Source organism: Planococcus alkaliphilus, assembly GCF_057031095.1.
The window spans coordinates 368,833-390,232 of sequence record NZ_CM168060.1 but is presented as its reverse complement, the minus strand read 5'-3'; the positions used below and the strand labels follow the sequence as shown (position 1 = coordinate 390,232).

The window sequence follows — 21,400 nt, the reverse complement described above, 5'->3', positions numbered from 1 at the left end:
TCCCCCTTATGAGATATACTGTTCTGCTTCCAACATCTTCCCGGCAATGCTTCGCTTCGTCTGAATGCCGCACGAGCGCTGCAAACGGCTAAGTTCCCCAGTAACCATCAAGACATAATCATGTACCGTCTTTTCGGAAACGGTCGCTTGCACCATTTTGCGTGCCGCCATCTCCACTTCAAGAAGCGAGTCGTCGATCAACGCTTTTGTTAAATCCACCTTTAAAGCATGCTTTTCTTCCCCATCCCGCGCTATGGATTTTGCTGTACGCAAAACTGCCGATTCTGCTGCGTATAAATGCAAACCGATATTCGCCAATTTCATCAGCACTTCCTGCTCTTCGCTCATGCTTGGACCATAATTTTTAAAAGCGAGTCCTGTACATAGCAAGAACACTCTCCGCATCGCATGCACCGCTTCAATTTCCCGGGAAATAATGCCGATTGACCCCACTTTAGGCGCTCGAATTTCTGCTACCGCCTGTTTGATCAATTCTTCTAAATCAACCTGTCCCTTACCATACGCTTTTAGCAAATTCCCTGGAATCATAAGGCGGTTGACTTCATTGGTCCCTTCGAATATCCGGTTAATGCGGGAATCCCTGTACATCTGTTCAATTTTATATTCTTTGATAAATCCATAGCCTCCGTGCAGCTGGAGTGCTTCATCCGCTACATAATCCAGCGTTTCAGATCCATAGACTTTGCAAACTGCACATTCAGTGGCATATTCCATCAAGCGCTTCGCGGTCAATGCGGTATCAGGTGAATCGTATAAATCGCCTAATGCCTCTTCCAAATATCCAGCCGTCCGGTATTGCAGCGATTCAGATGCATAAATCCGGATTGCCATATCTGCAATTTTTTCTTGAGTGGCTGTAAATTCTGCAATCGCCTTGCCAAATTGCCGGCGTTCTTTCGTATATTTCAAGGCCAGTTCCAAACCATATTTTGCCGCGCCCATTGTGGCAGACCCCAAATTATAGCGTCCCAGATTCAATACATTCAATGCAATGACATGTCCTTTTCCAATCTCACCCAATAAATTCTCGACAGGGACTTCGCAATCTTCGAATATCACGGCCCGCGTCGAAGATCCTTTGATGCCCATTTTCTGTTCTTCTGCACCTAGCGATAACCCCGGAAAATCCTTTTCGACGATAAACGCGGTGAAATGCTTGCCATCCACTTTTGCATAAACGATAAAAGTATCGGAAAATGCCGCATTAGTGATGAACATTTTGGTGCCATTCAATATATAATGGCTGCCTGCATCATTTAACTTAGCGACCGTCTGAGCCGCTAAAGCATCGGATCCCGCATTCGGTTCTGTCAGGCAGTAAGCGCCGATATATTCCCCTGAAGCGAGTTTAGGCAAATACTTCCTCTTCTGTTCTTCGCTGCCGAAATAAGTGATCGGCAATGTCGCGATGCAAGTATGGTTGGAGTGGGCAACCCCGTATCCTCCAGCTGGGCCGAGCACTTCTCCGACCAGCCCTTTACTGATTTTATCCAAACCGAGGCCGTCGTATTTTTCAGGGATACTGTGAGCCAACAATCCAAGTTCACCCGCCTGCCGAAGAAGCGATTGAACCAATTCAAAATCCTGGCTTTCAATTTCTTCATTGACTGGCCGAACTTTGCTTTCTAGAAAACGCTTCGCGGTTTTGGCAATCATTTTATGCTCTTCTGTAAAATCTTCTGGCGTAAAAACCGTTTCCGCTTCGGAAGGCTGGTACAGAAAACTTGCTCCGCGGTAAGTGATTGTGTGTCTATCCATCGAAATCGCTCCTTTTACTATTTTGGGCAGTGGCCAGCGCATGTTGCATTAGGCTCTTCACAAACTCTCCGAAGTGGGCAAAACGGGGATCTTTCGTCTGTCCGTTCCGGTAACGGTAATAGATCTGCTGGCAAATGACTGCCAGTTTGAAATAAGCAAACGTCAAATAGAAATGCATCGCTGAAACATCCCGGCCGCTTTTTTCTGCATAGCGCCGGATAAATTCTTGGCGTGTATAAAAGCCTGGCAGCACCGTTACTGGAGCTTTGCCAAATCCTTTTTTCAACAGTTCGGGATCATCCTTTTCAATCCAATAGCCCATCGCCGCTCCTAAATCAGCGAGCGGGTCGCCAACTGTCGTCATTTCCCAGTCGAATAAGCCGGTGATTTTTGTGAAATCATCTGAAAACAGTGCATTGTTGAGCTTGAAATCGTAGTGAATGACAGTGGGAGCAGGAGATTGTGGCATATGTGCCTGCATCCATTCTGCTAATGCCGCCACTTCCGGAATGTCATCGGTTTTTGACCGTTCATACCGCTGAGTCCAGCCCGTTACTTGGCGTTCCATAAATCCATCAGGTTTAGCCAGTTCTGCGAGTGCCGTTTTTGTATAGTCAACGGCGTGCAATTCTACGAGCATATCGACCATGAGCTCTGAAATTTTTTTACCCAGTTCTTCCGACGGCTCCGTTTCTTTTGGAAACTCCGTATCGATCACTTGGCCATGCCGCCTCTCCATGATAAAAAAAGGGCTGCCGACTATCGTTTCGTCATCCGAAAAAACAAATGGTTTCGGGGCTGCCGGGAATACTTCATGCAAAGAAGAAAGAACACGGAATTCCCGTTCCATGTCATGGGCTTTCGGCGCCAAGGGACCGAGCGGCGGCCTGCGCAGCACCGCTTCCCAATCGCCAATTGACAGTGCATAAGTCAAATTGGAGTGGCCAGCACCGAATTGCTGGATTTCCAACTCGCCTTCCGGCAACCCATTGATGTGTGTGTGGAGAAATTCCGAGAGTATTGCACGGTCCAGCTCTTCACCGGACCTGACTTGGATTACGCCATTTTCGTGTTTTGCCATTAGGCTCCCTCCTCCAGATGTTCCTCCAGCAGGCTGCGGATGTCGTCCGGCAAACTTTCGCTTTTCTGGGTTTCAAAATTGAAATGGACGGCACTTGCGTCCCCTTTAGCGATCAATTGGCCGGTATTTGCATCTTCTATCCGATGAATGATTGAAAAACTGGAGTTTCCGATCTTACTTACTGCAGAAATCACTTTCAATTGCTGATTGAAAAAGCCTTGACTGATAAAATCACATTTGGCTGAGGCCATAATGACTTTCCATTTTGCGATATCCATATCAAATCCCAACGCTTTAAAGAATTCGATGCGCGCTTCTTCCAAATAGATAAAATAGCTGATATTGCTGATATGTCCAAGTGCATCTGTTTCACTAAACCGCACTTTCACCACCAATTCATGCGCCACAGTTCTCCATCTCCCTATTTGTTTTGAAATGCGGGCTTTCTTTTTTCGATAAATGCCCGAACCCCTTCTTTTGCATCTTCGGTTTGGAAGACTTTTTCAAAATAGGCTGCTTCAAGACTGGTGCCTTCTTCGAGTGGAAGTTCCAGTCCTTTATCAACCGCTTGCTTGATGAACCTTAAAGCTGGCATAGAAGATCGGCCAAGCCGCTTCGCCATTTTCCTAGCTGTTTCCATGCCTTCCCCACTTGGAACAACGCGATTGACCAATCCGATTCTCTCCGCTTTTTCAGCTGTCACCGGCTCGCCTGTGAACATCATTTCTTTCGCTCGTGCTTCGCCAATCAAGCGCGGCAAACGCTGAGTACCCCCGCCGCCAGGAAAAAGGCCGAGCGTGATTTCCGGCAAGCCAATCTGAACATGTTCTTCTGCAATCCGAATGTCGCAGCATAGCACCAATTCACAGCCGCCGCCCAACGTAAGCCCGTTCAACATCGCAATCACCGGCTTTTCAAATTGATCGATCCGGTGCAAGATCGCATGCGTCTCCAGGAAAGTCTCTTGAATGCCCGTTTGTCCGATCAGCAGCGGAAACTCTTTAATATCCGCCCCGGCCGCAAACACTTTTTCGCCTTGTCCGGTTAAAATAACTGCATTGACCTCCTCATCCGCACCAAGTCCGGCGAATACTTCGTCAAGTTCTTTAAATACTTGGTTGCTGATGACATTCATCGGCGGATTATCAATTGTGATAATGGCATAGCCCTCTGTTTTCTCTACCCGCAAAACTTCTGTCATGGCGCTTCGACTCCCTTTTCCCCGTAATCGTAAAATCCTTTTCCAGTTTTTCTGCCGAGCTCTCCAGCCTTTACTTTCTCTTCAATAAATGCAGGAGGCTTATCTTCTGGATTGCCGCTTTCCGCATATTGCTGCTGCATGACATAATAAGCAACGTCAAGCCCCGACAAATCCATCAATTCGAATGGGCCGATTGGATGCCGCAGCGCTTTTTTGATGACTAAATCGATTTCTTTAAAGTCGGCAATACCTTCTTCATATAAATGCATCGCTTCTTTTTGCAATGCCCCCAAAATCCGGTTTGCTACAAACCCGGAAATCTCTTTCCGCAGCAAGACGCCCGTCCGTCCGATTTTTTTACAAACCTCCATAGCTGTTTGGGCCGTTTCTTCTGAAGTTTTTTCACTCATAACCACTTCAACGCAATCCATAACAAGCGGCGGAAAAAAGAAATGCATATTGCATACTTTTTCCGGGCGATCTGTTGCTTCTGCGATTAGCGAATTGACGATTGTTGAACTATTCGAAGCAAGAATCGCATGTTTCGGCGCAATTTCATCTAATTGCTTGAAGATTTCGCGCTTCACTTCCAATTTTTCAACGGCTGCTTCAATGACATAATCCGCATCACTCGCTGCTTTTTTTAAATCTGCAGTAAACGATAGCCGGCCAAAAGCTTCTGCTTTTTGCTGCTCAGTAATTTTCCCTTTCCGTACCCACTGCCCCATTAACATGTCCAAGCCGCTTTTCGCTTTCGCCAACGCTTCTTCTTTCAAATCCTGAAGGGCCGTTTGATATCCGCCCAAAGCACATAACATGGCAATTTGATGGCCCATTTGGCCAGCACCGACTACGCATATTTTATTGATATGAAGATTTTCCATTTGTTCATCCCCTTTTGGTTATTGCGCAATCCCATTTAAAATCAAATCACTGTATATTTCAGCCAGGCTTTCAGCAGACACTTCTCCAGCGGGATTGAACCATTGGTAGCTCCAATTCGTAATGCCAAGCACTGCAAAAGCCGTCATATCAGGCTTTATGTCCTTTCGGAATTCGCCTTCTTCAATCCCTTCGGTGAGCAGGTTTTCAATATTGATCCGAAACTCTTCGCGCTTCGCTTTTACAGCTCCTGCGTTGTCCTCTGCCAAATGGCGCATTTCCCTAAAAAACACTCTGCCGCTCGGGCCGTGATCTTTAATATCGGCGATGAGGAGCTGCACCATTTGTTTGAGCTTTTGCTGATTGCTTGCAACAGTTTTATGTATGGCCGCTTGGCGCTCAAGCAAATCGTCGATATATCCTAAATGGATGTCCATTAGCAATTGCTCTTTGCTGGAGAAGTAATAGTAGAAAGTTCCTTTCGTTACTCCGATGGCTTCCACAATATCTTGAATGGAGGTTTCACTGAATCCTTTCCTTTCAAATAGCAGAATGCTTTCGTCAATAATTTTTTCTTTCATGCTATTTCCTCACAATCTCTGATCGGCTTTCATTACAGCACATGCATGCCTCCATCAACAACAACCACATCGCCCGTAATGTAATCCGAAGCTTTAGCGGCTAAGAATAACGCTGCGCCTTTCAAGTCCTCTTCTGTGCCAAAACGGTTTAGCGGTGTCTGATCAAGCAAACGATCGCCTCCCTGTTCAATTAAAACCTTCGACATTTTCGTCGGGAAAAATCCTGGCGCTAATGCGTTGACGTTAATATTGAACTGGCCCCATTTCGCTGCTAAATCTTTCGTAAAGGTGATGACTGCCCCTTTACTTGTGTTGTAGCCGATTGTATCCATCAATCTCGGGTCGATCCCGCCTAGCCCGGCAACGGATGCGATGTTGATGATTTTCCCGCTGCCTTGTTTGATCATCGTTTCGCCCACTTCCCGGCTCATCAAAAATGTTCCGGTAACGTTAACGTTCATGACTTTCTCCCAAGCATCCAGCGGCATTTCAAGTACAGGCGCTCCCCAAGTAGCACCTGAATTATTGACTAAAATATCAATTGAGCCGAATTCTTCCAAAGTTTTTTGAACCACATTTTTAACATCTTCCGGATTTGTCACATCGCATGCCAAGGCCAATGATTTCACGCCTTTTTCTTTTAACTTTCCGCTGATTTCTTTACAAGCTTCGACTTTCCGTGAACAGACCACTACATTGGCGCCTGCTTCCGCAAAGCCTTCGGCGATTTGTGCGCCTAATCCTCTTCCTCCCCCAGTTACGATTGCCGTTTTCCCATCCAACTTAAAAAGATCCATTACATTCATTCCATTTCCCCCTTATTTTATACTAACTAGTTAGTATGTTCAGAATACTTAAATTTATGGTAACGTTTTCATTTTAATAAAGCAAGATGCAGAAAAGGTTAACTAAAAGAAGAAAAGCCGATGCATGCAGATTTCTGCTCGCTACCGGCTCTTCCTTCTCATTTGTCTGATGTTTTATCTTGATCTTGCTTCTGATTTTCAGCAACTTTGTCCGCTTTCTTGAACTCCTCTTGGTAATGCACTTCCTGAGCTGCTTTTACGTTCAGTTCCTTGTCCGCCAACTTTTCATGCGGCTGTTTTTCTTCTGCCATAATTACTGCTCCTTTCTGGATGTGAATTATTATTTCTTTTTCCGGTCTATTTCGGTCTAAACCACAGAAACGATATGACTCGCCGGCAAGACTTCAAATACGGTAAAATGAAAGAATATAATCCAAAAAGAAAGGAGGTGTCCTATGTTAAAACGTTTAGCCATCACCGGCTATAAACAGCATGAGCTCGGGATATTCGATGACAAAAACCCAGGAATCCGTTTTATTAAAAAAGCGCTGGAAAACCAATTGCGCGTACTTATCGACGAAGGATTGGAATGGGTCATCATCAGCGGGCAGCTTGGCGTGGAGACTTGGGCGGCCGAAGTGGTGTTGGACTTAAAGGAAGAATTCCCTGATTTGAAATATGCGGTGCTTACGCCTTTTCTCGATCAGGAAAAAAGATGGAACGAAGCGAAACAAGAGAAATACCAGATGATTCTTGAAATGGCTGACTTCCATCGCAGTTTAACGAACCGCCCTTACGAGGCGCCGTGGCAATTCATTGAGAAAAATAAATTCTTCCTCCGCAACTCGGATGGCATGCTGATTGTCTACGACGAAGAAATGGACGGCTCTCCGAAGTTCACTAAAAAAGAAGCCGAAAGCTATGCTGAAAAAAATGATTATCAAGTTTTCACCATTACAGCGGACGACTTAAGGGTTGTTGCAGAAGAAGAACAAATGAATGAATGGGAATAAGTTTGAATACTTTAACATGCAGCCGCTAGGTTGACGAAGGTGACGAACTTCGATACCCTTAATAACTATGCTATACAAAAGATCAAAGGAGGAATTATGAAGAAAGCTTCAAGAGTATTCTATATCACATTCGCATTAGTCATTTTAACTGTATTGTCCGGTGTATTAGCACCTGAAATTTTTGAAAAAGTCACAGGCAACATACGGACATTTATCGGCACCAATTTCGGCTGGTATTATTTGACGCTGATGGCGTTGCTTCTGATCTTTGTATTTGTCATTGTTATCAGCCCCTACGGAAAAATACGGTTGGGGAAAGATACCGACCGTCCTGAATTCTCCACCCTCTCATGGATTTCCATGCTGTTTTCTGCCGGAATGGGGATCGGCCTCGTATTTTACGGCGCTTCAGAACCGCTCAGCCACTTTGCAGTTCAACCCGCGACTGCTGAAGTCGGAACAGATGCCGCTTTTAAAGAAGGATTGGAACGCACTTATTACCATTGGGGAATCCATGTATGGGCGATGTACGGGCTCATTGCATTATCACTCGCCTTTTTCCAGTTCCGAAAAGGAGAACCTGCGTTAATTTCATCAACACTGAAGCCGATTTTCGGCAAGAAAATGGAAGGTCCACTTGGAACCTTAGTTGACGTTCTTGCTGTTTTCGCTACCGTTTTCGGCGTAGCGACTTCCCTCGGCTTTGGCGCTGCTCAAATTAACGGCGGATTGACCTATCTTTTCGGAGCGCCGGATGAACCGTGGTTCCAACTTCTGATTATCGCCGTCGTGACTGTTTTGTTTGTCATTTCGGCTTGGTCCGGGCTTAATAAAGGAATTAAATACCTGTCCAATACCAATATGGTGCTGGCTGTTATTCTGTTGATCCTAGTTCTTGTGCTGGGTCCGACTTTGCTCATTTTAAATTTGTTCACCGAGACATTCGGCCATTACATCCAGAATTTGATCAGCTTGAGCTTCCAATCAGCACCGCTCGATGCGGAAAACCGCTCATGGCTAAATGACTGGACCATTTTCTACTGGGCTTGGTGGATTTCTTGGGCGCCTTTCGTCAGTATGTTCATCGCCCGAGTTTCAAAAGGCCGGACTATCCGGGAGTTCCTGATTGGCGTGGTGTTAGTGCCAACCATCTTCGGTTCTTTCTGGTTTGCAGCATTCGGTACGACGGCCATCGATATCCAGAAAAGTGGAATTGATTTGACCGGCTTCCCGACGGAACAGACCTTATTTGCGATGTTCAGTGAAATGCCGCTTGGCTTTGTTATGTCCCTATTTGCAATTTTGCTCGTCAGTACATTCTTCATCACTTCTGCTGACTCAGCAACATTCGTACTCGGCATGCAATCGACGAACGGCTCGCTGCTTCCAAGCAACCAGATCAAAGTTCTTTGGGGCATTGCACAATCGCTGGTTGCCGCAATCCTACTATCAGTTGGCGGATTGACAGCTGTCCAAAACACGATTATTGTCGCCGCATTGCCTTTCTCTGTCGTCATGATTCTCATGGTCATCGCCTTATTCAAGGCATTGAACGCGGAATTGAAACTTCCTAAACCCAAAAAATAATGTGAAGCGCCTTCCTTAATAGGAAGGCGTTTTTTGCATAGTAGTTGATGGATACGGGTATAGCACGAATGGAGAAGCGCCATCGCCTTTTAGTATGGCCATTAATTGCAAGATCAATTTAACGGAGGTGTTTCAGCCATGGAAGAACAAACGCGCACGATTATCCAAGGCTCATTGAATGCATTGCTCGAAAGCGATAAATTTCTACCCGAACTTCAAGGACAAATGAGGAAACAGGCTTTCACTTCATTGAGCGCTATCCTTTCTACGCCGAATAAAATCCACAAATCGTTCTTGCGCATCCCATTAGACGATGGAAGCGTAGTCCGAATCCCTGCTTTTCGCGTCCATCACAACGACGCGCTCGGACCGTATAAAGGCGGGATCCGTTTTCATGAAAGCGTCAATGAAGATGAAGTCATCAACTTGGCTTTTCTAATGACTTTGAAAAACGCCTTGCACAATGTGCCGTTCGGAGGCGGCAAAGGCGGAATCGTCATTAACCCCCGCGAGTATTCCGAAAAGGAATTAAACCTGATCTGCCGGAAATACGTCCGCTATTTTTCAGATGAGATCGGACCGGATAAAGACATCCCAGCCCCTGATGTCGGTTCTGGAGAACGCGAAATGGACTGGATGATGGCCGAGTTCAAAAAAGTCCATTATGGCCAAGCCTATCTTGGCAGCTTCACAGGAAAAAGTGTTGCTAACGGTGGGTCGCTGGGGCGCAGAGAAGCAACAGGGAAAGGCGTCTATTTCACTTTCCGCTATTTGATGAATGATTATTTAAAAGCCAATGAACAAATGCTTGCCAGCTCGGATAATGTGTTTGCGGCGACTGCACTGGCACATGCGAACCGGCCCCTCACAATGGCGGTCCAAGGATTCGGGAACGTAGGATCCGTGGCAGCGCTTGAAGCTTACAAAAGCACCGAAATCCAAAATCGCATTGTGGCAGTAAGCGACCGAAATGTGACACTCTATAACGAAGAAGGCTTGGATATTCCAGCTTTGATCGAATTTACAGCGGGTAATCGCGGCGACTTGCCGTCTACCCCAGCACAATTGGATCAGGCGACTATCAAAGCAGAAATAAGAGGCCGTGATGAGCTGCTTACCTTGCCAGTTGATGTCTTACTGCTTGCTGCTCTTGAAAACCAAATCCATAAAGAGAATATGAAAGACATCCAGGCAAAAATCATTATCGAAGGCGCGAACGCACCAACCACACAAGAAGCGGATGAATACTTGAGCAATCAAGGCGTTATCATCATTCCGGATATTTTAGCCAATGCCGGCGGTGTGATTGTTTCTTACTTTGAATGGCTGCAAGGCCGGGAGACGCAATTTTATACAGAAGCGGAAGTTTACCGCCTCTTGCTCGAAAAGATGAAAGAAACGATGGATGCCATTTATCCGCAATTTTTCGGCGATCCGTTCCCCCTTCGGCAGAATTGCTACATCCATTCGGTAAAGAAACTTTCAACCGTGCTTTATCGCCAAGGAAAACTTTACTAAAAATGATAAAACCGCTGCAGCCTTCAATCGGATTCAGCGGTTTTCTTTTTTTCTGCGATTCGGCGGTTATGGGAAATGGAATAAGCGTCTTTTCGAAAGTTTAAAATCGCATCTTCAGAACAGCGAATCCCTTCAGCCATCACGGTCGGATCGAATTTCATATCATCCAGCTGCTCCACTATTCCTTCAATTCTTAAATGCCCCACTATTATTCGCTGGCGCTCCTTCGGCCATTCGATTGTCGGGTCGTCTGTTGGATCTTCCGCCTCCCCAATAACCACAGCCAACTGGAAACCAGCGGTCCCTGCCTTTACGCGCGCTTCGATTTCCTGCTCATAATAACCTGCAGGGATTTCCGCGAGATCTTTAGCTTCTAAAGTTTCTACTCCGGCATCCGGTATCCATTCATACTTGATGGGTGTCCGCTTGCCTTCTCGATTCAAAAAATAAAATGCATGAATGGAGTAGTAAATTCCGGTCGCAAAGCTGACAGGTGCATGCATCTTTTTGAGAATCTTGATAGCGGCCCGGCTCTCCGGATATTTAATCAGCAGTTCTGCCAATTCCCGCAAAGGAGGCTTCCCGTCTTTAAATGATTTGACCACTCCGAGCATTTCCGTGAAGACAGACGGCGTCCGTGCTAAAAATATGGGTGCATTGACGCCGACAATATTGGTCGCTTCACCGTTCGGCAATTTAAATTGGACAGCCATCCCTTTGACCGGCGACATGATATCCGTCCATTCGGGATTCGGTGAGCTGTGGGAAAAGCGGACAAATGCTTCTACCCCGGCTTTTTGAAGATGCGGCGCAGTGGTCAATCCTTCTGCATTTCCGTTGGCTGTAAACTTCGCTTTGTAAATGACTCCGCGTGCATGCGCACGGCGGTAAAGCGGATGTTCGCCGAATACGCGTTCAATCCGATTAACGGCCACTTCGGCCAATTGCGGTTTTTCCATGCCCTCACTCCTTTTATTCGATATACCCAAATAAGCTTAGTTTTAAAAATAACGGGAATACAAAAAGAACAAAACTTAAGGAGGAATTTATTAATGGATTTTAAACACGAAAATAACCGCTTCACGGTCATGAAAGACTCAGAAAAATTGGGATTCATTTCGTATATTCCAGATGGCGATGTGCTCACAGTCGACCATACTGAAGTTTCACCAAAGCTTGAAGGCCAAGGAGTCGGCAAACAGCTTGTTGAACAAGTTGTCCAATATGCGCGGAAAGAAGGAAAGAAAATCGATCCTCAATGTCCATTTGCACAAGGAGTCATCGAAAAAACAGCTGATTTCCAAGACGTTGTTGTAAAGTAATCCAAAACATCCGTGAAAGCGGGTGTTTTTGTTTTGTCTTAGGAAACCCGGGAACAGTAAAAGAAAAGTGCGAAAAAGGAGATGGCATCATGGACACTTCTCTTGAACAAACAATAGCGAAATTTGCACAGCCTTTTGATTCCACAGCTAACTTGTCGCCAATCATAGAAGCAATTGGCGATGCCAAAATCGTGATGCTTGGTGAAGCAAGCCATGGTACTTCTGAATTCTATAAAGTGCGAGCCGAACTATCAAAAAGACTGATCGAAGAAAAAGGATTTACATTAATTGCCGTTGAAGGCGATTGGCCATCTGCCCAACAAGTCAACCGTTATATTAAAGGCTTTAAAGAAGAGAAAAAAGAGGCCCGGGAAATCGTCCAATCGTTTACCCGCTGGCCAACTTGGATGTGGGCAAATGAAGAGATGACCGACTTTATTTGCTGGCTGAAAGCACACAATAGCCGGAACGAGCAGAAAGCAGGATTTTATGGCATCGATATCTACAGTCTTTGGGAGTCGATGGAAGAAGTCATCCATTATTTAACGCATACCAATCCTTCCGGCGGCGACTTGGAATTGGCTAAAAAAGCCTTTTCCTGTTTTGAGCCATTTAACCGGGAACCCGAAAATTATGCGATTTCCTATGCAAGCTTTTCTACTGTCTGCATCGAGGAAGTGTCCAAGCTCCTTTTCTCCATCCGCTCGAACGAAGAGCTTTATAAAGATGATTGGGAAAATGATTTAAATTTGAAGATCAATGCGCTCGTCACAAAAAATGCGGAAGACTATTACCGGGCCATGGTCCAAAGCGGAGAAGTGTCCTGGAATATCCGTGACGAACATATGGTGGAAGCCATCAATGAAATCCGTGATTACCACGGCCGCGATGCCAAAATCATTATTTGGGAACATAATACCCATATTGGAGACGCCCGGGCGACGGATATGAAAAATGACGGCATGATCAATGTCGGACAGGTTCTCCGTGAACAGAACCGCCCGGAGGACGTTTTCGCATTAGGATTTGGAACTTATACCGGCACGGTTATCGCCTCAGAAGCTTGGGGAACACCACATCAAATCATGGAAGTTCCGCCAGCCCGGGTCCATTCATGGGAAGAGCTGTTTCACCGTACCGGCGCAGGCGACCAATTCGTCATTTTTAATGATCAGAATCGGAAAGCTTTTGATCAATGGGCTGGGCATCGTGCGATTGGCGTCGTTTACTATCCTGAATTTGAAGCACGCGGAAATTATGTCCCAAGCAAATTATCGACACGCTACGACGCGTTTATTTATATTGAAAATACGACGGCATTGTCCCCTATCCGAGTAGAAAATACAGTGCTGTAGAAAAGGCAGACTTCGCGTCTGCCTTTTTTTTATGAAATTTGCATCAACAGAAAACTTTTCTGCCTTTTCAAAGGTAATACATATAAGAACGTTTATAACGGACGGAAAGGAGTGATTTCAAGCGATGGATAATAAAGGGGCGTTGGATAAAGCAAGTTTTCAAGAACTTTATCAAAAACATGCAAATTTTGCCATCCGCACTGCTATTGCAATTACCCGCAACCCGGAAATCGCGAAAGACGCCGTCCAGGAAACCTTTATACGGGTTTACCGCCATCTTTCTTCGTATGATGCCAGTTTGCCGTTTGAACCTTGGCTTTACCGCATATTAGTAAACGAATGCAATCGGCTATTAAAGAAAGAATCGAAAATGCCAGCGTACCACCATCCCGATTTAGAGAATGACGAGCGGATTTCCTCACCTTCCGGCGGCCATGCAGCAGATTTGGTCGAAACCATTCAGAGTATGGAGGATCTTTATCGCATTCCGTTAATTTTGAAATACATCAAAGGCTTCAGCGAGAAAGAGATTGCGGACATTTTGGAGCTAAATCAAAATACCGTCAAATCCCGCCTTTTCAAAGGACGCCAGAACTTGCGCCAACTGCTGGAAATAGTGGAACAGGAGGCTGAATTGGATGAAAAATATAGATGATCGAGCAAAAAAGGCATTAATGGACAAGACTTCTGAAGCCGGCCAACTGGAGCAGGAAATTTGGAGCCGTTTAGAAAACGAGCTGTTTACAGAACCGCAAGCCGCGGCAAGGAAGGTGAAAAGCATGAAAAAGAAAGTGCTTCCTCTTATAATTGCAGCTGCCGCCGGGATATTGATCGCTTTCAATTTTCAAACCGAAACCGGCATGGCTTTGATTGACCGGATCAAGGAAATGTTTGTACCTGAAAAAGAAGTAGTCCAAAGCATTGAAGGAATGGATGAAGAAACCAATGTCCAATTAAATGAAGGCAAAGATGCGGAATACGTCATCTACATCGATGAAGAACGCTATAAAATGATTAAAGGCGAAGGCGACCGGCCCGATGTGATTACGACGAAAGAAGAATTGCCCGAGAACTTCCCTGAAGTATCCATGACCATCGAACAAATTCCAGATATCGCTCCTGACACACTGGTCAGCCAGTACGAAGAAGAATTAACACTTGAATTCCCAGAGCTTCGCCCAGTCGAACAAGTGACAGAACCTGTAGAAGGCTACCAATTGCACGGCATTCAAAACGGCGGACAGAAATGGGACGATGAAGTGGTCCATGCCTATGTCATCAGCAACGGAAAAGAAGGCAGTTTTGTCATTACTGAACGTTATTTCCTGGAAGCAGCTGAAGGACACGGCGCCCGCTTTTACGCCATGCTCCAAGAATTCCAGATTTTAGAGTAACCAAAAATGCACCACTAGAAACCATTGTAAAAAGGCGGCAAGGAATTTTTCCTTGCCGCCTTTTTAATCGATTTTACAATTCGCTTGCCGATGAATTGAGTGAGTAAAGGTAATTCCAGTTGTCCGCCTTGAAAAGCGCATGGAATGTGATTTTTTCTCCTGTTCCCAATGTCACCACTTCTTGTTCGATGGCCACTACCATCGCAGTTGCACCGTTATCCAGATTCAGATAGACATCGCCAATAGAAGGTTTGATCGCGTTTTGTTCACGCAATTTCTCTTCCAATTGAGCGTCTTCTTCTTTCTGGCTTTGTGTCACTTTTGATTGGTCGAAATAGCTAATGTCTGTACTTCCTGGCTCATCGCCTGGAACCATCACAAAGAATTCACGTGCCTTCACTGTATTTTGGCGCGTCGTGATGACGTTCTTGCCTTCTACAGATTCAACTTTTTCAAATTCATTCAACGAATAATGATCCATATAATCCGGATCCGGCTTCACAATGAAGATATACCCGCCTTCTTCGGCGACAACGTCTTCCCGAAGTGTATACTTTGTCCCTAAAAACAGGAACGCATCCAGATGTTTCGGCTTGTAGAAAGTGGCCTCTTCGGCTTTGCACGCTACTTGTTCCATATCTTTAAGCCGGAACATCAGCACCGACTTTTTCGCTAGCGGTTTAACCGAATACACCTTGTGAAGCTCGTTGTTGTAATAAACCAATTGCCCTTTTCGTACTTGTAATAATTTCATTTTTCGCCCTCCGATACTATCATGCTATGGGGTTCATTCTAGAGGAAACTATAGCAGAAGTCTATGCATTCACTCGATTTGTCCAGCTTCCTGTGGTATAACGGGAACAACAAGCAAAAAAGGAAGTGCACACATGGAATATGAAAACCGTGATGAGTTGATCATCAAGAAATACCAGCAAGATGAAAATATGATGATCCAATTATTTGTGCAATGGTGCACGAACCACCAACTTGACCCAATGACCCTTTATCAAAAAGCCTATCCTTATCAAGAAAAGAACGCTGCGCTCTTAACAGCCATCGAAGAAGCCAATGCCGAAACTGCGGATATTGAAATCAGCAATGAAACGATGTTGGAAGTCTTGCAACTGTTCGGCAACGATGACCTCGCATTTGTTGTGGTCGAAGAAATGGAACGGATGCCCAAAAAATAAAAGATCGAGCGCTTAGGCACTTGATCTTTTATTTTCTTTGTTTCCGAAGTTGTTTCGCTTTGTTTTCGATATGGCTGGTCCGCAGGTTTTCATAGCGGTTCGAGGCGATATTGCTATAAATCCCATTGAAATCTTTTTCTTTGACCGGTTCTTCCACTTCTTCCTCTGCGCCTTCTTCGGCCAACAATTCTTCTTCACGTTTTTCTTCCATGATTTATCTTCCTTTCGTCCCTTAAGCTTTCCTTATCCATTTTCCCTGAGCAAGACCTAGTTAAACGCAAAGAAAACGGACATCTAAAAGACGTCCGCTTCTCCAGTTTATTAAACTGTCTGTTTAACGCCTTTTAATTCACGTTCTAAAAACTTCGCAAGTTCAAGCATGCCATATTTGCCGGCAGCCGCTTCCGCATCCGAATTATAATTCGTATTGGTGTTGACATCGTAAGTGAAAATCTCGCCTTCTGCATTGCGGATAAATTCGATGCCAGCTACGTTAATGTTGTTCTGGGCAAGAAAAGCTTCGTATTTAGCGATAATTGGATCGTTAAACCCTTCCACCACTTGGAATTTCGGCTTTTCTTCGGCTTCTTCTCCCACTGGGCAGAACAAATCATCGATCCGGCAAGCATCTGCGGGGCATAATTCAAAGCCTTCCGAAGTATCCACTTGTACCGCGTAGACAAATTTTCCACCGACAAATTCGCAGCGCGTGATAAACGGTTCAGGCGCTTGGATGTACTCCTGAATCAGCGTAATTCCATCAATCGACGGTTCAAACTCTGCTCCGTTGACGTATTCGTTCAATGCTTCCATCGAATGGAACAATCTCACGCCTAGGCCTTTTCCTGCACGGTTGTGTTTCGTAATGAAAGAAGCAGCGCCCATTTTTTCTGCAGCGGCCAAAATTTGCTCTTTGCCGTTAGCTGCAATGGTTTTGGGCGTACGGATACCGGATGCATTCAATGCCATATATTGTTTCACTTTGCTGACTTCCAGGCTTAGTGCCTGGCTGCCATTAAACACTTTACGTCCATGATGCTCAAGCCAAACAAGCAAGGAGTCTGCCATTTCCGGTGCAAACCGGTGTCCGCGTGTGTGTGAAGAGGCGCTCATGCGGCTGTAAAAGACGCCTTCAGGCGGTGCATCGTTCAAGTCGACTAGGCTTTCGTTGATAAACCAATCTTCGTAAGGAAGGCCCAGTTCATCTAACCTTTTGAATAAATGCGTTGTCCATTCCTCGTTTTCGTGTATTACGTATATTTTTTCAGTCATTTAATTTCCTCCTAATAAATCGTTGCTGTCAATGCCTTGCGTTTTTCTTCAACAATCGGCATTACTTTTTTCGAGAAGCGCTCCATCTCTTCTAATTGAGGGGAGAATTGAAGCAATAATAGATCCAAACCAACTTGTTCGTACGCGATGATGCGATCGGCAATTTGCTCGGGCGTGCCGATTAAATTCGGACGCAAGCCGCGGTTCGAAACGGAATAATCCTGAAGCTTCACTTCTTGCTCTAACTTCGATTTGCTGACAAAATCATCGTAGCCCACATAGCCTTTCGCATCTTTTACATCCGTGATGCGCGCATATTCAGCGGCTACTTCTTCCTCTGTATCGCGGCAAATCACATAAGCAGCCATGCCGAAGGATTGCAGCGGTTCTTTGCCTGCTTCTTCCCGCAATTTTTTCATGCCGGCAATTTTCGTTTCAATTTCTTCCACTGTCCCACCGTGCATCACGTAAGCATCACATGATTCCACGATTGACTGTTTGCCGCGCGGGCTTTCGCCGCCTGCATAAAGCACCGGATTTGGTCGCTGCACAGGTTTTGGAGCAAGATGCGCATTTTGGATATCGTAATACTTCCCTTTGAAAGAGAATGTGTCTTCCGTCCACATGCCTTTGACAATCTTCAAAAATTCGTCTGTTCGGTCATAGCGTTCGTCGTGTTCTGTAAATTCTCCGCCGTATTGGCGTGCTTCTTCTGCCCACCAGGCAGATACTACATTTAAAGTGAAACGGCCATTTGAAATCCGGTCTATATTTGCCGCCATCTTCGCTGTTACAGCAGGGTTATGGAAAGCAGGGCGAATTGCCGTCATGATTTCCAGCTTGTCAGTCACTGCTGCAAGAGCTGCCGCTGTTGACCAAGCTTCTAATGAATCGGCTTCCATTCCTTTGATGTCATTCAAATTCAACTCAGCAATCAATGTCGTATCGTAACCCCATTGTTCAGCTGATTGCGCCACTTGCTTCGCATAATCAAAAGTCGCCGGCATGTTTTCATCTTCCACATTGCGCAGCCAACCGCCGAATATCGGCATCCAGAAACCATATTTCATCGCTCATTCACTTCCCTTTACGTTTATAGTCAAATGCAAAAGATTCAAATAATCAAATAACGCTTTTAGTATACAACAAAACCACGTATTCTTACTAGTATACTAGGTTATAAATTTTACCTCACTAAAGCAATAAAGGAATAGAGTAATCTATTCCCAGTAACTTCTTGCTTTTTTTAAATTTTCTATCCATATTTTCGTATTCTTTTAATATTTCTCCAATCAGATCATTGCACGGCGGTTCCATGTCCCGCATAACAAATACCCCTTCATCAATTATTTGGCAAAGGAAGCCGGCATGACCACCGCTTGGACTTCTCCCGTGGCAACTAATTCTTCTTCGGCAAATACATCGACTAGGATTTTAAATTTTTTCGGATGAATTTCTTCGATTCGGCCAACCGCTTTTAAGGTTTTTCCTTGCGGCGTCGGTTTCTTATAATCAACATGTAAAGAAGCGGTGACAAAACGCGGCGGCGCTTCCCCGCTTCCCGGTTCAAAGCCGTTTTTTCGGTGCAGCGCAAGCGATGCGGACCCCGTTCCATGGCAATCCACTAGTGAAGCGATCAATCCACCATAAACAAATCCAGGAATTGCTGTGTGCTCAGGTTTAGGGGTGTAAACCGTCACCGTTTCTTCGCCCTGCCACCCTGTCCGAAATTGATGCCCTTCTTTATTTAGGCGGCCGCATCCGTAGCACCACGCGAAGTCCTCTGGATATTCATCTTGAATGGCCTGCTTCATCTTCTCTGTCATTCCAATCCCTCTTTTCCAAATATGTAATTTCGTTTATTTTCACTATCTTAACATAAAGTAAATTGAGTGTTCTGACATTTAGACGTTCATTTAATGAACTTTTATAAAAAACAAAAAGAAAAAGCATGATCCTTTTCATCAGATCATGCTTTCCCTTATTACCTTCCCTCTAAAAAACGAGGGTTCGCACGCGGAAAATTTCTTATTCAATTCTTTCTACAACTTTACTACTTGTTGATGCTCTGACGAACTTGAAAACTCTCGCCAATGCAGTTTGTTGCGCTAACTGTCATTTGCCATTTAGGCTTTTGCTTCGCATATACCTCTCAGCGAAATTGTGTTTCTGCAGTTAGACGTTTAGATGCACTTCCACAAAAAACTTACATCTTACTGATCTTGATTTACTTTCTGGAGAGAAACCATTGTATTATCGGTCCCTGACAAGAGTAACTATCGTCAGTATTGCAAAATTTTCCGCCAAGGCTGTGCAAGTCATCGTCTGGATGCGTTCATAAACTTACTTCGTTTATACGCTTTTCCCTACGTTATTCCGCCTTGTAGTAGTTGTATTCCACCTCCTCTTAAATCTAAACCTATTTATAAGAAAATTTTAATAAATTCAATAAATTATTTTTACATTTCGTTTACTCCCCTTTATACTAGTATTTAGTTCGATAACCGTAATAAAGAGGAGAGATTAAATGGTTAAGAGTTTACCGCTTCGTTCAGAAGTGCCCGTACAAGAAACATGGGATTTACAGAGTTTATTTGCTTCGCATGAAGAATTTAATGAAGCCTTGGTTTCATTGGAAAAAGATGCTTCCGATTTCCATAGCCAGTTTCACGGAAAAATCAGCGATTCCGCGTCTGTCCTTGAATCGTTGACAGCATATATGGCTCTCGTTGAAAAGTTGGTACCTGTCAGCACGTACGCAAGCCTTACGTTAAGTACCGATCAGACGGATTCAGAAGCCCAAATGCTATCCAGCAAATTCGGTTCTGTTTCTGCAAAAACCGGAAGCAAACTTTCCTTTGTCAGCAGTGAACTGTTAGCGTTGCCAGAAGAAACATTAAAAGCGGCAATGGAAGAATCCAACGAGTTTAAAGTTTATTTGGAAAAGCTGCTCCGCAAAAAAGAATACCAATTGCATCCGGAAGCCGAGAAAACACTGGCTGCTTATTCAGCTACTTTCAACGCCCCATACGGCCTTTACAATACGACCAAAATGGTGGATCTATCTTTTGAAGATTTTGAAGTGAATGGCCAGAGTTATCCATTAAGTTATGTGTCATTTGAAGGAGATTGGGAAGCAGAGCCCGATGCCGAAATCCGCCGTGCTGCATTTGATGCTTTTTCAAAAAAACTGAAAGACTACCAGCATACAACAGCCAAAACCTACGATATGCAATTGCAAATGGAAAAAACCACTTCTGATTTGCGCGGTTACGATTCCGTTTTCGATTATTTATTGTTCAACCAAGAAGTGGACCGTACACTCTATAACCGCCAAATCGATTTAATCACAAAAGAATTGGCGCCGCATATGCGCAAATACGCGAAGTTGCTGCAAGAAGTCCATGGCTTGGATAAAATGACTTTCGCTGATTTGAAAATTTCCTTGGATCCTACATATGAACCTGAAATCACCGTAGAAGAATCCAAAAAATACATCAACGAAGCGCTCGGCATCATGGGCGAAGACTATTTGGATATGGTGGAACGCTCTTATTCCGAACGCTGGATCGATTTTGCACAGAACAAAGGCAAGTCAACAGGGGCTTTCTGTTCGAGCCCTTACGGAAACCATCCGTACATTTTGATTTCCTGGACTGGCCGCATGAACGAAGTCTTCGTCTTGGCGCATGAACTCGGCCATGCCGGACATTTCTACAATGCGAACCGAGAACAAAACGTCTTGAATGCCCGACCGTCCCTTTATTTTATCGAAGCACCTTCAACAATGAACGAGATGCTAGTAGCCAACCATCTCTTGAAAAACTCGGAAGATCCGAAATTCAAGCGTTGGGTCATTTCATCCATCGTTGCGAGAACGTATTACCATAACTTTGTCACGCATTTGCTTGAAGCTGCATACCAGCGCAAAGTATACGAACGCATCGACGCTGGACAAAGCGTCAATGCCGGGATTTTAAATGAGCTGAAGCGCGGTGTGCTGGAAGAGTTCTGGGGAGATGCCGTAGAAATCACGCCAGGAGCTGAACTGACATGGATGCGCCAGCCGCATTATTACATGGGCTTATACCCGTATACTTATAGCGCCGGCCTGACCATTTCTACGCAAGTGTCTAAACGGATCTTAAGTGAAGGGCAAACAGCCGTCGATGAATGGCTGGAAGTGTTGAAAGCCGGAGGCACGAAAACTCCGGTAGAACTGGCTCAGATGGCTGGCGTCGACATCACAACAGAAGAACCGCTGCGCAATACCATCGCCTATATCGGTGAATTGATCGACGAACTTGTCGCACTGACAAAAGAAATTGAAGTCAAACAATAAAAAACTAGTTGGATGAGAGCTTCTGCTTCTACAATCCGCACTTCGGCGCTTTGGGCAGCGGTTTTGCGGAATATCGG

The 21,400-nt window shown here is 44.9% G+C and carries 23 protein-coding genes; 9 read left to right on the top strand and 14 right to left on the bottom strand.

Translation table 11 applies throughout. The features are described 5' to 3' along the window. Nucleotides 1–6 precede the first annotated feature (6 nt). The 8 genes from AC2EXB_RS02095 to AC2EXB_RS02060 all read right to left on the bottom strand — a co-directional run bounded on the left by AC2EXB_RS02095 (nt 7) and on the right by AC2EXB_RS02060 (nt 6,641). The gene (locus tag AC2EXB_RS02095; RefSeq protein WP_483603355.1) at nt 7–1,779 is read right to left on the bottom strand and encodes an acyl-CoA dehydrogenase family protein; all 1,773 of its coding nucleotides are present in this window, start codon (nt 1,777–1,779) and stop codon (nt 7–9) included. After that, the gene (locus tag AC2EXB_RS02090; protein WP_483603353.1) at nt 1,772–2,860 is read right to left on the bottom strand and encodes a phosphotransferase family protein; all 1,089 of its coding nucleotides are present in this window, start codon (nt 2,858–2,860) and stop codon (nt 1,772–1,774) included. Before AC2EXB_RS02090 ends, AC2EXB_RS02095 begins: the two co-directional genes overlap by 8 nt. Next, nucleotides 2,860–3,267 (bottom strand): acyl-CoA thioesterase, encoded by a 408-nt coding sequence (locus tag AC2EXB_RS02085; protein ID WP_483603351.1) that lies wholly within the window; start codon nt 3,265–3,267, stop codon nt 2,860–2,862. Before AC2EXB_RS02085 ends, AC2EXB_RS02090 begins: the two co-directional genes overlap by 1 nt. Nucleotides 3,268–3,281: 14 nt before the next feature. Next, nucleotides 3,282–4,061: an enoyl-CoA hydratase gene (locus AC2EXB_RS02080; protein ID WP_483603349.1), complete on the bottom strand. Its 780-nt coding sequence runs from the start codon at nt 4,059–4,061 to the stop codon at nt 3,282–3,284. Further along, the gene (locus tag AC2EXB_RS02075; RefSeq protein ID WP_483603347.1) at nt 4,058–4,945 is read right to left on the bottom strand and encodes a 3-hydroxyacyl-CoA dehydrogenase family protein; all 888 of its coding nucleotides are present in this window, start codon (nt 4,943–4,945) and stop codon (nt 4,058–4,060) included. The genes AC2EXB_RS02080 and AC2EXB_RS02075 overlap by 4 nt, the downstream gene beginning before the upstream one ends. 18 nt (nt 4,946–4,963) lie before the next feature. Then, a complete protein-coding gene (locus tag AC2EXB_RS02070; RefSeq protein WP_483603346.1) occupies nt 4,964–5,524 on the bottom strand; it encodes a TetR/AcrR family transcriptional regulator in 561 nt (186 codons plus the stop codon). A gap of 32 nt (nt 5,525–5,556) precedes the next feature. Then, the gene (locus AC2EXB_RS02065) at nt 5,557–6,330 is read right to left on the bottom strand and encodes an SDR family oxidoreductase (protein WP_483603345.1); all 774 of its coding nucleotides are present in this window, start codon (nt 6,328–6,330) and stop codon (nt 5,557–5,559) included. Between the two features lie 158 nt (nt 6,331–6,488). Then, nucleotides 6,489–6,641, bottom strand: a complete 153-nt coding sequence (locus AC2EXB_RS02060; protein WP_483603343.1) for a YfhE family protein — start codon at nt 6,639–6,641, stop codon at nt 6,489–6,491. A 144-nt stretch (nt 6,642–6,785) separates the two neighbouring features. On the opposite strand from AC2EXB_RS02060, the gene AC2EXB_RS02055 reads away from it, so the two are divergent. The 3 genes from AC2EXB_RS02055 (at nt 6,786) to AC2EXB_RS02045 (ending at nt 10,448) form a co-directional block, all read left to right on the top strand. Beyond that, nucleotides 6,786–7,343: an SLOG family protein gene (locus AC2EXB_RS02055; RefSeq protein WP_251477714.1), complete on the top strand. Its 558-nt coding sequence runs from the start codon at nt 6,786–6,788 to the stop codon at nt 7,341–7,343. Nucleotides 7,344–7,439: 96 nt separating this feature from the next. Then, complete coding sequence (locus tag AC2EXB_RS02050; protein ID WP_483603341.1) at nt 7,440–8,930, top strand: glycine betaine uptake BCCT transporter; 1,491 nt, start codon at nt 7,440–7,442, stop codon at nt 8,928–8,930. Between the two features lie 138 nt (nt 8,931–9,068). Further along, entirely contained in the window at nt 9,069–10,448 is a 1,380-nt protein-coding gene (locus tag AC2EXB_RS02045; protein WP_251478241.1) for a Glu/Leu/Phe/Val family dehydrogenase, read from the top strand. A gap of 23 nt (nt 10,449–10,471) precedes the next feature. Here AC2EXB_RS02045 and AC2EXB_RS02040 read toward each other — a convergent pair whose 3' ends face one another. Further along, entirely contained in the window at nt 10,472–11,407 is a 936-nt protein-coding gene (locus tag AC2EXB_RS02040) for a catalase family peroxidase (protein WP_483603339.1), read from the bottom strand. Between the two features lie 93 nt (nt 11,408–11,500). On the opposite strand from AC2EXB_RS02040, the gene AC2EXB_RS02035 reads away from it, so the two are divergent. The 4 genes from AC2EXB_RS02035 to AC2EXB_RS02020 all read left to right on the top strand — a co-directional run bounded on the left by AC2EXB_RS02035 (nt 11,501) and on the right by AC2EXB_RS02020 (nt 14,519). After that, nucleotides 11,501–11,770, top strand: a complete 270-nt coding sequence (locus AC2EXB_RS02035) for a GNAT family N-acetyltransferase (protein WP_483603337.1) — start codon at nt 11,501–11,503, stop codon at nt 11,768–11,770. Between the two features lie 89 nt (nt 11,771–11,859). After that, nucleotides 11,860–13,125 carry an erythromycin esterase family protein gene (locus tag AC2EXB_RS02030; RefSeq protein WP_483603335.1) on the top strand — a complete coding sequence of 422 codons (1,266 nt, stop codon included), beginning with the start codon at nt 11,860–11,862 and terminating at the stop codon, nt 13,123–13,125. A gap of 124 nt (nt 13,126–13,249) precedes the next feature. After that, nucleotides 13,250–13,780, top strand: coding sequence for an RNA polymerase sigma factor (locus AC2EXB_RS02025; protein ID WP_483603333.1), 531 nt, complete (start codon nt 13,250–13,252; stop codon nt 13,778–13,780). Continuing rightward, nucleotides 13,764–14,519 carry a hypothetical protein gene (locus AC2EXB_RS02020; RefSeq protein ID WP_483603331.1) on the top strand — a complete coding sequence of 252 codons (756 nt, stop codon included), beginning with the start codon at nt 13,764–13,766 and terminating at the stop codon, nt 14,517–14,519. The genes AC2EXB_RS02025 and AC2EXB_RS02020 overlap by 17 nt, the downstream gene beginning before the upstream one ends. Before the next feature lie 73 nt (nt 14,520–14,592). On the opposite strand, the gene AC2EXB_RS02015 is transcribed toward AC2EXB_RS02020, so the two are convergent. Further along, entirely contained in the window at nt 14,593–15,273 is a 681-nt protein-coding gene (locus tag AC2EXB_RS02015) for a hypothetical protein (RefSeq protein ID WP_483603329.1), read from the bottom strand. Between the two features lie 133 nt (nt 15,274–15,406). On the opposite strand from AC2EXB_RS02015, the gene AC2EXB_RS02010 reads away from it, so the two are divergent. Beyond that, on the top strand, nt 15,407–15,709 hold the full coding sequence (locus AC2EXB_RS02010) for a hypothetical protein (protein WP_483603327.1): 303 nt from the start codon (nt 15,407–15,409) through the stop codon (nt 15,707–15,709). Between the two features lie 28 nt (nt 15,710–15,737). Here the strand turns inward: AC2EXB_RS02010 and AC2EXB_RS02005 are convergent, their stop codons facing one another. The 4 genes from AC2EXB_RS02005 to AC2EXB_RS01990 form a co-directional block, all read right to left on the bottom strand. Continuing rightward, on the bottom strand, nt 15,738–15,920 hold the full coding sequence (locus AC2EXB_RS02005) for a hypothetical protein (protein WP_235198015.1): 183 nt from the start codon (nt 15,918–15,920) through the stop codon (nt 15,738–15,740). A gap of 110 nt (nt 15,921–16,030) precedes the next feature. Beyond that, nucleotides 16,031–16,981, bottom strand: a complete 951-nt coding sequence (locus AC2EXB_RS02000; RefSeq protein WP_483603325.1) for an ATP-grasp domain-containing protein — start codon at nt 16,979–16,981, stop codon at nt 16,031–16,033. A gap of 11 nt (nt 16,982–16,992) precedes the next feature. Next, entirely contained in the window at nt 16,993–18,051 is a 1,059-nt protein-coding gene (locus tag AC2EXB_RS01995) for an LLM class flavin-dependent oxidoreductase (RefSeq protein WP_483603323.1), read from the bottom strand. A 276-nt stretch (nt 18,052–18,327) separates the two neighbouring features. Then, nucleotides 18,328–18,807: a PaaI family thioesterase gene (locus AC2EXB_RS01990; protein ID WP_483603322.1), complete on the bottom strand. Its 480-nt coding sequence runs from the start codon at nt 18,805–18,807 to the stop codon at nt 18,328–18,330. A 701-nt stretch (nt 18,808–19,508) separates the two neighbouring features. Here AC2EXB_RS01990 and pepF point away from each other — a divergent pair. Then, nucleotides 19,509–21,323: an oligoendopeptidase F gene (gene pepF, locus AC2EXB_RS01985; protein WP_483603320.1), complete on the top strand. Its 1,815-nt coding sequence runs from the start codon at nt 19,509–19,511 to the stop codon at nt 21,321–21,323. Nucleotides 21,324–21,400: the final 77 nt, after the last annotated feature.